The following is a 10,902-nucleotide window of genomic DNA, read 5'->3' as shown; positions in this document are numbered from 1 at the left end:
GCGCCGGGATGGGGGGCGGGGCGGGGCCGGGAGCCACCGGGCCCGGGGGGCCTCGCGCCGCCCCCGAGGCACGTCGGGTTCGCGGCACCCGCTCAGCCGAGGGCGGTGCCGTCGGCCGCGTGCGGTTCGATCGCGGCGATCTCCTCGTCGGTGAGCGGCGCCGCATCGAGCGCGGCGACGTTCTGCTCGAGCTGGGCGACGCTGGAGGCGCCGATCAGCGCGCTGGCGACCTGCGGCACGCGGAGCACCCACGAGAGGGCGAGCTGCGCGAGCGACTGGCCGCGGCCTTCGGCGATCGCGTCGAGGGCGCGTGCGCGCTCGAGGTACTCCTCGCTGATGCGCTCGGCCGGCAGGAAGTGGCTGGTCGCCGCGCGCGAGCCGGCGGGCACGTCGCCCGAGAGGTAGCGATCGGTGAGCAGGCCCTGCGCGAGCGGCGAGAAGACGATCGCCGAGGCCCCCACCTCGTCGAGCGCCGGGAAGAGGCCGTCCTCGATGTGCCGGTCGAACATCGAGTAGCGGGGCTGGTGGATGGTCAGGGGCACGCCCTCGGCGGCGAGCGCTTCGGCTGCGGCGATGGTCTGCTCGGGCGAGTAGTTCGAGATGCCCGCGTACAACGCCTTGCCCTGCCGGACGGCGTGCGCGAGTGCGCCCATCGTCTCCTCGATCGGCGTCTCGGGGTCGGGTCGGTGCGAGTAGAACACGTCGACGTAGTCGAGGCCCAGCCGTCCGAGGCTCTGGTCGAGCGAGGCCAGCAGGTTCTTGCGCGAGCCCCACTCGCCGTACGGGCCGTCCCACATGAGGTAACCGGCCTTCGACGAGACGATGAGCTCGTCGCGGTAGGGCTTCAGGTCGGTTGCGAGCAGGCGGCCGAAGTTCTCCTCGGCGCTCCCGGGCGGCGGGCCGTAGTTGTTCGCGAGGTCGAAGTGCGTGATGCCGAGGTCGAATGCGCGCCGGACGATGGCCCGCTGCGTGTCGAGCGGACGTTCGTGGCCGAAGTTGTGCCAGAGCCCGAGCGACAGCGCCGGGAGCTTGAGTCCGCTCCGCCCGATGCGGTTGTAGGTCATCTGGTCGTATCGGTCCGGGGAGGCGACGAAGGTCATGCCGGTAGCCTATGGCCGTGATGGAAAGCTTCGTTCTCGCCGGCGGCTGCTTCTGGTGCCTGGATGCCGTCTACCGCACGCTCCGAGGCGTGCACGATGTCGTGTCGGGGTACACGGGCGGCTCGACGCCGAACCCCTCCTACGAACTCGTCTGCACCGGCGCGACCGGCCATGCCGAGGCCGTGCGCGTCGACTTCGATCCCGAGGTGCTGCCGCGCGAGGTCGTGCTCGACGTCTTCTTCACGCTCCACGATCCGACGCAGCTGAACCGGCAGGGAGCGGATGTCGGCACGCAGTACCGGTCCGCGATGTTCTTCGACGGCGACGCGCAACGCGAGCTGTTCGAGGCGGCGCGCACGCGCGCAGCCGATTGGTGGCCGGGCGAGGTGGTCACGACCATCGAGCCGCTCGGCGAGTTCTTCGCCGCGGAGGACTACCACCAGGACTTCTTCGCCAAGAACCCGGGCCAGGGCTACTGCCTCGCGGTCGCGCTGCCGAAGGTGAACAAGATCCGACGCTCCTACGCGGACTACATCCTCGCCTGACTCCTCCTCACCAGCGTCCGCCTCTGCGCGGTCGTGCACGGTGCTCCGCTGAACCCGACGGATGCCGCGACGGTGCAGCCACGCTGTGGTGAGCGGCATCCGGGGTCGTTCCGGCACGAGGACCCCGGATGCCGCGAGCCGCCGATCCGCGGCGGCGTCGAGCCCTTGAGGAGCATCCATGTCAGATCTCGTGACCATCACCGGCGTCGTGGGCAGCGACCCCCGACACACCGTCACCGCGACCGGCCTGCCGATCACCAACTTCCGGCTGGCCTCCACCCGACGGTTCTTCGACCGTGCCACCGGCGCCTGGACCGACGGCGAGACGAACTGGTACACGGTCTCGTCGTTCCGCCAGCTCGCCCTGAACTCCGCGCGCTCGCTGCGCAAGGGCGAGCGGATCGTCGTCCACGGACGACTTCGCATCCGCGCGTGGGAGACCGGCGAGCGCTCCGGCACGGCGATCGAGATCGATGCCGACGCGATCGGCCACGACCTGTCTTGGGGCGTCGCGGTGTACTCGAAGACCACCGGCGCGCGGCTCGTCGAGCTCGACGGCGAGGCGGAGGCTTCGGCCGAGTCGTCCGACGCGGACGACCAGTCCGCGCGAACCGAGGTGCCGACCTGGGCGGAGGGGGCCGACTGGTCGGATCACGAGGTGGCCGATGCTGACGAGATCGTGGTCGCGGAGGAGCACTCGGCTCTCGAGCCGGAGCCCGCTCGCTGACCTCGTGCCCCACCCGCGCCTCGGCTCGGGTGGGTGCCCCGTCGGGGCGACCGGCTCGATCGACTGGCGAGCCGTCGCGAACGGTCCGGACCGGATGCGTCAGCGCGGGCCGCTAGGCTGGAGGGCTGAACCGCGCACTCCCCGACGTGAGGAACTCAGTGGCTGACTACATTTACTCGATGGTCCGCGCCCGCAAGGCGGTCGGTGACAAGGTGATCCTCGACGACGTCACGATGGCGTTCCTTCCGGGGGCGAAGATCGGCGTCGTGGGCCCGAACGGCGCCGGAAAGTCGACGATCCTCAAGATCATGGCCGGCCTCGACCAGCCGTCCAACGGCGAGGCCCGGCTCACGCCGGGGTACTCGGTCGGCATCCTCATGCAGGAGCCCGAACTCGACGAGACCAAGACCGTGCTCGAAAACGTGCAGGAGGGCGTCGGTCCGATCAAGGCGAAGATCGACCGGTTCAACGAGATCTCCGCCGCGATGGCCGACCCCGACGCCGACTTCGACACGCTGCTCGCCGAGATGGGCACGCTCCAGGAGGAGATCGACGCGGCCGATGCCTGGGACCTCGACTCGCAGCTCGACCAGGCGATGGACGCGCTGCGGTGCCCGCCGAGCGACACGCCCGTCTCGGTGCTCTCGGGCGGCGAGAAGCGTCGTGTCGCGCTCTGCAAGCTGCTGCTCCAGAAGCCCGACCTGCTCCTCCTGGACGAGCCGACGAACCACCTCGACGCCGAGAGCGTGCTCTGGCTCGAGCAGCACCTCGCCAAGTACCCCGGCGCCGTGCTCGCGGTAACGCACGACCGGTACTTCCTCGACCACGTCGCCGAGTGGATCTGCGAGGTCGACCGCGGCAGGCTCTACCCGTACGAGGGCAACTACTCGACCTACCTCGAGAAGAAGGCCGAGCGACTGCAGGTCCAGGGCAAGAAGGACCAGAAGCTCCAGAAGCGCCTGAAGGACGAGCTCGAGTGGGTCCGCTCGAATGCCAAGGGGCGCCAGGCGAAGTCGAAGGCCCGTCTCGCGCGCTACGAGGAGATGGCGGCGGAGGCCGAGCGCACGCGGAAGCTCGACTTCGAGGAGATCCAGATCCCCGCAGGCCCGCGGCTCGGCGACGTCGTGCTCGAGGCCAAGAAGCTCGAGAAGGGCTTCGGCGACCGCATGCTCATCGACGGGCTGAGCTTCACGCTCCCGCGCAACGGCATCGTCGGCATCATCGGCCCGAACGGCGTCGGCAAGACCACGCTCTTCAAGACGATCGTCGGCTACGAGCCGCTCGACGGCGGCAACCTCAAGATCGGCGAGACGGTCAAGCTCTCGTACGTCGACCAGTCGCGCACCGGCATCGACCCGAACAAGACCCTCTGGGAGGTCGTCTCCGACGGGCTCGATTACATCCAGGTCGGCAAGACCGAGGTGCCGAGCCGTGCCTACGTGTCGACCTTCGGGTTCAAGGGGCCCGACCAGCAGAAGCGCGCCGGCGTGCTCTCCGGCGGTGAGCGCAACCGGCTGAACCTCGCGCTGACGCTCAAGCAGGGCGGCAACCTCCTGCTGCTCGATGAGCCGACCAACGACCTCGACGTCGAGACGCTCTCGAGCCTCGAGAACGCGCTGCTCGAGTTCCCGGGCTGCGCCGTGGTCATCACCCACGACCGGTGGTTCCTCGACCGCATCGCGACGCACATCCTCGCCTACGAGGGCACCGATGAGAGCCCGGCGGACTGGTACTGGTTCGAGGGGAACTTCGAGGCGTACGAGGCCAACAAGGTCGAGCGCCTCGGCCCGGAGGCGGCGAAGCCGCATCGCTCGACCTACCGCAAGCTCACGAGGGACTGAGATGCGCCTGCACGTGCCGACGCCGCTCCGCTGGAGCGACCTCGACGCGTACGGTCACGTGAACAACGCCCGGATGCTGAGCCTCCTCGAGGAGGCTCGCATCCAGGCGTTCTGGGTGAACGACGACGGCACCGCCGAGCACGCGGTCGGTGCGTCGACTGCGGTCATCGATGCGTCGCCGGGCTCGTCGACCCTCTCGCTCATCGCGCGCCAGGAGGTCGAGTACCTCGCACCGATCCCGTACCAGCGGCTGCCGCTCGACATCGAGCTCTGGATCGGCAGGATGGGCGGAGCGAGCCTCGAGGTCTGCTACGAGGTGTTCTCCCCGGCAGGAGCGGAGCCGCGCACGCTCTACACGCGTGCGGCGACGACCATCGTCCTCGTCGACGCCGCCACCGAGAAGCCGCGCCGGATCACCGAGGCGGAGCGCCGTGCGTGGGAGCCGTACCTGGGCGAACCGATCGCGTTCCGGCGCCGCTGAGCCCGGAGTGAGAGCGGCGCAGCGCGGCCCGGTACGACCCATCCGGACTGCGAGCCGCGGCATCCGCCTCTTCAGTCCTCGAGGGGCTGTTCGCTGAAGGACCCCTCCCAGACTGCGCGGCTCCCGGCCTCGCCGATCCTGATCGTGGTCCAGACGGCGCCGGCACCGACGCCGATCGTCGTGACGAGCAGGAGGATCGCGACTGCGACTCGGACGGGGCTCCGACGAGCGGGCGTCGACACGCCGCGCGCGGCCGCGACCTCGGCATCGGTCACCTTGCGGGCCGCGGCGCGCTCGACGAGGGCGAGCGCGCCGACGAGGCCGGCGACGACCGTCAGTGCGATGACCCACGGGAGGATGTCGTCGCCCTGGTCCGCATGCTCCTCGATGAGCGGCGTCTCGGGAACGCGCTCGGCGAGCCACTCGCCGGCTTCGACGGTGAGCCAGGTCAGGCCGAGCAGTGCGACGGCCCCGACGAGCGTCGGGATCCAGAGCACGCGGCGTGCGGACGGCCAGGCGGCGAGCACCACGAGCAGGACCGCGAGCAGCGGCACGCCCACCACGACGACGTGGACGAGCAGCACGTGCAACGGCAGGCCGGCGACCTGGAAGTCGAAGAACTCGCTCATCCCGCGATCACGCGGTCACCGTCGACGCTGACCGGCACCGACGGCAGCGGCTCGAGCGCGGGACCCTGTTCGACGTCACCGGTCGCGGCATCGAAGGTCGATCCGTGGCAGGGGCACACGAAAGCCGCACCCTCGGGTGCGACCGTGCAGCCCTGATGCGTGCAGATCGCGCTGAAGGCCACGACCTCTCCGGCGGTCGGCTGCGAGAGCAGCACGGGCTGGCCTCCGATGGTCGCGCTGATGCTGCCGCCGACCGGGATGTCGGTGAGGGCCGCGACGTCCTCGCCCGCGGCATCCGTGGGCGTGCCGTCGACGCCGGTTCCGGTGCCGGATCCGCCGGTCGAATCCGATCCGGGCGCGCAGCCGGCCAGGACGAGCGCGCTGCCGAGCGCACCGGTCCCGCCGAGCGCGAGCGCCGTCCGGCGCGAGAGTTCACGGGCATCGTCCATGGTGCTGCCTCCCTCTTCGGCCGCGATGGCGCGGCGGTGGTGCCATTCTGCGGCACATCGTGGGGCGGATGGCGCATTCGCCGCGATCGCTCAGGGAGCGCCGCACCTGGATGAGAGAAGCGAGCGGGGTCGGCGGAGGGCTGCGCGCGGCTCAGCCGAGCGCAGCCGGATCCGTCACCCGGACCATGCCCTCCTGCGCCACGCTCGCGACGAGCATGCCGTCACGTGTGTAGATGCGGCCGAGGGAGAGGCCGCGGCCGCCTCCGGCCGACGGCGAGTCCATCGTGAACAGCAGCCACTCGTCGACGCGCGCGTCGCGGTGCCACCACATCGCGTGGTCGAGGCTCGCCACCTTCAGGCCGGGGGTCGCCCATGCGACGCCGTGCGCGCGCAGTACGGGCTCGAGGATCGAGTAGTCGCTTGCGTAGGCGAGCGCGGCGCGATGCAGGCGGAGGTCGTCCGGCAGCCGGCCGAAGGCCTTCATCCAGACCACCTGGTGCGGCATCCGCTCGCCCTCGACGGTGAGGTAGACCGGCGACGGGATGTGCCGGACGTCGAACGCGCGTTCGCTCGACCAGTACCGCGCCACGTCGTGGTCGAGGTGGCCGAGCACGTCGGCGGTCGAGGGCAGCGACTCCGGGTCGGGAAGGTCGTGCGGCATCTCGATCTGGTGCTCCAGGCCCTCGTCGCGCGTCTGGAACGAGGCGATCAGCGAGAGGATGGGCAGGCCGTGCTGGAACGCCTGCGTCCGCCGGGTGGAGAACGACCGCCCGTCGTGGATGCGGTCGACCGAGAACGTGATCGGGTGCTGCACGTCACCCGGGCGGAGGAAGTAGCCGTGCATCGAGTGGATGGGGCGCTCGTCGGGAACCGTGTGCGTCGCGGCGATGATCGACTGCGCGAGCACCTGGCCGCCGAAGACGCGGCCACGGGGCATCCACTGCGACGGGCCGGTGAAGATGTCCTCGTCGGTGCGCGCGCCGGTGTCGGTGAGCCGCAACGTGCTCAGCAGGCCCTCCATCGAACCGCTCATGGTTCCTCCGTCTGGTCGGTCGGCCGTCGCGCGGCTGATCGGCGGGTGGGCGACGGGCGGGGCCGCGGCGCTCTCTCGGTAGTCTAGACAGGCCATGGTCCAGCAATTCACGCTTGCCGACAGCCTGTCGCTCGGCGATCTGCACACCTACCTCCAGCGCGCGTCGCGCGTCGAGGACGGCTCGGTGCGCCTCGTCGCGGCGAACGGCATCCTGGCCGTGTACACCGCCATCCTCTACCCGCGCGGAATCCTCGACGAGAGCCCGACGGTGCTCGGTCTGCGGACCTTCCAGCTGTTCGAGACCGACGACTTCGACGTCGTCGTGCCGATGCGCTCCGTCGTCGATCGCATCGTCCGTGCGCGCGGCGAGGTCGGCGAGGACGACGAATCGCGTCCGGTCACGATGACGAGGCCGCCCGAGGTCAACACGGTCACCTGGGCGGGGATCTCGCCGCCGCGCGGCGGCTGGCGACCGCTCGGCGAGACGGATGCCGCGACGCTCGAGCGCGCTGCGCGTGCCGGGATCGACGAGGTCGCGGCCACGATCCCCGACGGCACCGGGGAGCAGCTCGTGCAGCGCGTGCGCTCCGAGGTGTGGGGTCGCGGCATCGAGGGACTCGAGTACGTCCCGGCCGGCGCGGCGTTCGCCGCGTTCAGCCTCGGCTTCCTCGGCGACGACCCGACGTCGCTCTTCGAGACCGGACCGTGGACGCGACTGAGCTCCCGGCGCGGGCACGTGCTGGTGCGGCGGAAGGCCTGGACGCTCAAGGCGTAGCCGCGGCATCCGTCATCGCCCGCGTCGCGCTCGCGCGCACCGAGCCGGGGGGGCCACCGGGTCGCGGTCAGCCGGCCGCGATCGACCGCCCTGCGGCGCGACCCGTGAACAGGCATCCGCCGAGGAACGTGCCCTCGAGCGCGCGGTACCCGTGCACGCCGCCGCCGCCGAAGCCCGCGGCCTCGCCGACCGCATAGAGGCCGGTCACCGGCGCACCGTCGGCACCGAGCGCACGCGACTCGAGGTCGGTCTGGATGCCGCCGAGGCTCTTTCGCGTGAGCAGGTGCAGCTTCACCGCGATGAGCGGCCCCGCCTTCGGGTCGAGGATGCGGTGCGGCGAGGCGACTCGGATGAGCTTGTCGCCGCGGTAGTTCCGTGCGCCTCGCACCGCCGTCAGCTGGAGGTCCTTGGAGAACTCGTGCTCGACCTCGCGGTCGCGGGCGACGATTTCGCGCTCGATGTTTTCCACGTCGAGGACGTCGTCCGGCGAGAGTCGGCGCATGCCGTCGAGCAGTTCGGGGAGCGTGTCGGCGACGACGAAGTCGACGCCGTGCTGCTTGAACGCCTCGACCGGCCCCGGCGCGCCGGAGCCCAGCCGGTCGGCCAGCAGCCGCAGGTCCTTGTTCGTCAGGTCGGGGTTCTGCTCGCTGCCCGAGAGCGCGAACTCCTTCTCGATGATGCGCTGCGTGAGCACGAACCACGAATGGTCGTACCCGGTGCGCGCGAGGTGCTCGAACGTGCCCAGCGTGTCGAATCCGGGGAACAGCGGAGCGGGGAGCCGGTTCCCGGTCGCGTCGAACCACATCGACGACGGGCCGGGGAGGATCCGGATGCCGTGCCGGGCCCACACGGGGTCCCAGTTCGTGATGCCCTCGGTGTAATGCCACATGCGGTCGCCGTTGACGAGGCGTGCGCCGGAGGCCTCGGCGATGCCGAGCATGCGCCCATCGACGTGCGCCGGCACGCCGGAGAGCATCTGCGCGGGCGGACGCCCGAGCCGCTCGGGCCACGCCTTCCGCACGAGGTCGTGGTTTCCGCCGATCCCGCCCGACGCGACCACGACGGCGCCCGCGCGGAGCTCGAAGGCGCCGATCACGTCGCGGTTGGATGCGACGCCCCGACGTGCATCGTCCGGAGCGAGCTGCACGCCCCGCACACCCACGACCGCGCCGTCCTCGACGACGAGTTCGTCGACGCGATGGCGGAATCGGAGCTCGACGAGCCCGGCGGCCTCGCCGGCGCGAACGCGGGCGATGAACGGCTCGAGGACTCCGGGGCCAGTGCCCCAGGTGATGTGGAACCGCGGCACCGAGTTGCCGTGCCCGATCGCCATCCCATGTCCGCGCTCGGCCCAGCCGACGACGGGGAAGAACCGAAGGCCCTTCGCGCGCAGCCACGAACGCTTCTCGCCCGCCGCGAATTCGAGGTAGGCCTCGGCCCACCGTCGGCCCCACTCGTCTTCGTCGCGGTCGAACGCGGCCGTGCCGAGCCAGTCCTGTCGGGCGAGATCGAGCGAGTCGTGCACGCCGAGCCGCCGCTGCTCCGGCGAGTCGACGAGGAACAGCCCGCCGAACGACCACCACGCCTGCCCGCCGAGGCTCGCCTCCGGCTCCTGGTCGACGATGACGACGCGCTTGCCCGCGTCGACGAGCTCGGATGCCGCGACGAGGCCGGAGAGGCCACCGCCGACGATCACGGCGTCGAACTCGGTGCGGGCGGCGGTCGCCGTCGGGGAAGCGGTCGGGTCGGCCACGGGGGACTCCTTCGTCTCGGGCAGGGGCGGCGCGGCGGAGCGGGTGCGGCTACTCCTCGAAGGTGTTCACCATCGCGAACGCCGCACGCTGGAGATAGTCCCACAGCGTGGCCTCCGCGACCGGCGACAGGTCGAGCGTGTCGACGGCCGCGCGCATGTGCGCCAGCCATCGGTCGCGCGCATCGGGGTTGACCTTGAACGGCTGGTGCCGGAGCCGGAGGCGCGGGTGGCCGCGCTGCTCGCCGTACGTGGTCGGCCCGCCCCAGTACTGCTCGAGGAACATCAGGAGGCGTTCCTCGGCGGGGCCGAGGTCCTGCTCCGGGTACATGGGCTTCAGCACCGGGTCGCCGGCCACGCCGCGGTAGAACTCGTGCACGAGCCTCGCGAAGGTCTCATGGCCGCCGACCTGGTCGTAGAAGCTCGGCGATGGCAGGTTGTCGGGCAGGCTCACGGGGCGTCCTTCGGGCTCGTGTCGTCGGCCGTGGTCGGGACGCTGCCCGTGCCGGTGACGGTGTTCGCTGCGCGCATCGCACGGAGCAGGCGCTTGCTGGGCGCCTTCCGCTCCATCACGGGGTTCGGTTCGGTCTTCGGCGGCTTCGCGCCCTTCACGCGCGTGACCCCGTCGAAGCCCGTGAGCACGACGCTCGAGAGGCTCGGCAGCGTCAGGCCCATGTCGTCGAGCGTGCGCTTGAGGCGCATCCGGAGTTCACGGGCGACGTCGTCCTTCGCCGACGTCCGCACCTTCATGACGATCCGGATGACCATCGCGTCGGACGAGACGGACTCGAGGCCCCAGATCTCCGGCTTCTCCAGCACGCGCGAGCGCCACTTGCCCGACCGGGCCATCTCGTTCGCGGTGCCGAGCATGGCCGCCTCGACCTCGTCGACGTCGGCGGTGTACGGCACGGCGAGGTCGATGATGACGCGGGCCCACCCCTGCGACATGTTGCCGACGCGCGTGATCTCGCCGTTGCGGACGAACCAGAGCGTGCCGTTGACGTCGCGCACGGAGGTCACGCGGATGCGCACCTCCTCCACGATGCCGGTCGCGTGGCCCAGGTCGACGATGTCGCCGACGCCGAGCTGGTCCTCGACCACCATGAACATGCCGTTGAGGGCATCCTTCACGATGTTCTGCGCGCCGAAGCCGAGGCCCGCGCCGATCGCCGCCGAGAGCAGCGTGAACGAGCCCAGGATGTCGGGCCAGAGCGTGCCCACGACGAGGATCACCACGAGGATGCCGATGGTGACGTTGACGATGTTCTTCAGCACCGACCCGAGCGTCCGGGTGCGTTGCACCACTCGGACGGCGGCGAGCGGCGACGCCGCGTTCAGCGCCTGCGTGTCGGAGACGTCCTGCTTGCGCTTGACGCCGGTGACGATCTGGTTGACGGTGCGGCGGATGACGAAGTGCAGGATCCAGCGGATGAGGAGCGCGACCGCGACGATGATGGCGATGTCGATGACGTTGAACACGACCTGGCCGTACCAGGTCTCCTGGAAGGCATCGATCTGCACGGAGATGTCGACCTGCTCGGGGCCGGGTTCTTCGAACGGTCGCATGATGTC

At 70.7% G+C, this 10,902-nt stretch carries 12 protein-coding genes; 5 read left to right on the top strand and 7 right to left on the bottom strand.

Features of this window, described 5'->3' with window-relative positions; all coding sequences use genetic code 11:
- Window positions 1–92 precede the first annotated feature (92 nt).
- Entirely contained in the window at window positions 93–1,100 is a 1,008-nt protein-coding gene (locus ACSJD1_RS12685) for an aldo/keto reductase (protein ID WP_438855654.1), read from the bottom strand.
- Window positions 1,101–1,120: 20 nt separating this feature from the next.
- On the opposite strand from ACSJD1_RS12685, the gene msrA reads away from it, so the two are divergent.
- The 4 genes from msrA to ACSJD1_RS12665 all read left to right on the top strand — a co-directional run bounded on the left by msrA (window position 1,121) and on the right by ACSJD1_RS12665 (window position 4,694).
- A complete protein-coding gene (gene msrA, locus ACSJD1_RS12680) occupies window positions 1,121–1,645 on the top strand; it encodes a peptide-methionine (S)-S-oxide reductase MsrA (protein WP_438855653.1) in 525 nt (174 codons plus the stop codon).
- A gap of 178 nt (window positions 1,646–1,823) precedes the next feature.
- The gene (locus ACSJD1_RS12675) at window positions 1,824–2,372 is read left to right on the top strand and encodes a single-stranded DNA-binding protein (RefSeq protein ID WP_438855652.1); all 549 of its coding nucleotides are present in this window, start codon (window positions 1,824–1,826) and stop codon (window positions 2,370–2,372) included.
- Window positions 2,373–2,530: 158 nt separating this feature from the next.
- Complete coding sequence (gene ettA, locus ACSJD1_RS12670) at window positions 2,531–4,213, top strand: energy-dependent translational throttle protein EttA (protein WP_353814275.1); 1,683 nt, start codon at window positions 2,531–2,533, stop codon at window positions 4,211–4,213.
- A 1-nt stretch (window position 4,214) separates the two neighbouring features.
- Entirely contained in the window at window positions 4,215–4,694 is a 480-nt protein-coding gene (locus ACSJD1_RS12665) for an acyl-CoA thioesterase (RefSeq protein ID WP_438855651.1), read from the top strand.
- 71 nt (window positions 4,695–4,765) lie between these two features.
- On the opposite strand, the gene ACSJD1_RS12660 is transcribed toward ACSJD1_RS12665, so the two are convergent.
- From ACSJD1_RS12660 to ACSJD1_RS12650, 3 genes are all read right to left on the bottom strand, one after another.
- Window positions 4,766–5,323, bottom strand: a complete 558-nt coding sequence (locus ACSJD1_RS12660; protein ID WP_438855650.1) for a hypothetical protein — start codon at window positions 5,321–5,323, stop codon at window positions 4,766–4,768.
- A complete protein-coding gene (locus ACSJD1_RS12655) occupies window positions 5,320–5,772 on the bottom strand; it encodes a Rieske (2Fe-2S) protein (RefSeq protein WP_438855649.1) in 453 nt (150 codons plus the stop codon). Before ACSJD1_RS12655 ends, ACSJD1_RS12660 begins: the two co-directional genes overlap by 4 nt.
- 151 nt (window positions 5,773–5,923) lie before the next feature.
- Window positions 5,924–6,805, bottom strand: coding sequence for an acyl-CoA thioesterase (locus tag ACSJD1_RS12650; RefSeq protein ID WP_438855648.1), 882 nt, complete (start codon window positions 6,803–6,805; stop codon window positions 5,924–5,926).
- Window positions 6,806–6,899: 94 nt separating this feature from the next.
- Here ACSJD1_RS12650 and ACSJD1_RS12645 point away from each other — a divergent pair, with 94 nt between their 5' ends.
- Window positions 6,900–7,580 carry a hypothetical protein gene (locus tag ACSJD1_RS12645; protein ID WP_438855647.1) on the top strand — a complete coding sequence of 227 codons (681 nt, stop codon included), beginning with the start codon at window positions 6,900–6,902 and terminating at the stop codon, window positions 7,578–7,580.
- Window positions 7,581–7,647: 67 nt separating this feature from the next.
- Here ACSJD1_RS12645 and ACSJD1_RS12640 read toward each other — a convergent pair whose 3' ends face one another.
- From ACSJD1_RS12640 to ACSJD1_RS12630, 3 genes are read right to left on the bottom strand one after another with little or no spacing between them, the layout of a single operon-like run.
- Window positions 7,648–9,333, bottom strand: coding sequence for an FAD-binding dehydrogenase (locus ACSJD1_RS12640; protein ID WP_438855646.1), 1,686 nt, complete (start codon window positions 9,331–9,333; stop codon window positions 7,648–7,650).
- Between the two features lie 49 nt (window positions 9,334–9,382).
- Window positions 9,383–9,766, bottom strand: coding sequence for a globin (locus ACSJD1_RS12635; RefSeq protein ID WP_438855661.1), 384 nt, complete (start codon window positions 9,764–9,766; stop codon window positions 9,383–9,385).
- Between the two features lie 14 nt (window positions 9,767–9,780).
- On the bottom strand, window positions 9,781–10,896 hold the full coding sequence (locus ACSJD1_RS12630; protein WP_438855645.1) for a mechanosensitive ion channel family protein: 1,116 nt from the start codon (window positions 10,894–10,896) through the stop codon (window positions 9,781–9,783).
- Window positions 10,897–10,902: the final 6 nt, after the last annotated feature.

It is taken from the genome of Agromyces excoecariae (assembly GCF_051715505.1).
Classification (GTDB): Bacteria; Actinomycetota; Actinomycetes; order Actinomycetales; family Microbacteriaceae; genus Agromyces.
Note: the sequence above shows the minus strand (reverse complement) of the source record. Positions and strands in the feature narration are given on the sequence as shown.

Coding starts and splice junctions, on each gene's coding strand:
- ACSJD1_RS12685 (WP_438855654.1), bottom strand. CDS start 1,100: ATGACCTTCGTCGCCTCCCCGGACCGATACGACCAGATGACCTACAAC.
- ACSJD1_RS12655 (WP_438855649.1), bottom strand. CDS start 5,772: ATGGACGATGCCCGTGAACTCTCGCGCCGGACGGCGCTCGCGCTCGGC.
- ACSJD1_RS12630 (WP_438855645.1), bottom strand. CDS start 10,896: ATGCGACCGTTCGAAGAACCCGGCCCCGAGCAGGTCGACATCTCCGTG.
- ACSJD1_RS12665 (WP_438855651.1), top strand. CDS start 4,215: ATGCGCCTGCACGTGCCGACGCCGCTCCGCTGGAGCGACCTCGACGCG.
- ACSJD1_RS12645 (WP_438855647.1), top strand. CDS start 6,900: ATGGTCCAGCAATTCACGCTTGCCGACAGCCTGTCGCTCGGCGATCTG.
- ACSJD1_RS12660 (WP_438855650.1), bottom strand. CDS start 5,323: ATGAGCGAGTTCTTCGACTTCCAGGTCGCCGGCCTGCCGTTGCACGTG.
- msrA (WP_438855653.1), top strand. CDS start 1,121: ATGGAAAGCTTCGTTCTCGCCGGCGGCTGCTTCTGGTGCCTGGATGCC.
- ACSJD1_RS12675 (WP_438855652.1), top strand. CDS start 1,824: ATGTCAGATCTCGTGACCATCACCGGCGTCGTGGGCAGCGACCCCCGA.
- ACSJD1_RS12650 (WP_438855648.1), bottom strand. CDS start 6,805: ATGAGCGGTTCGATGGAGGGCCTGCTGAGCACGTTGCGGCTCACCGAC.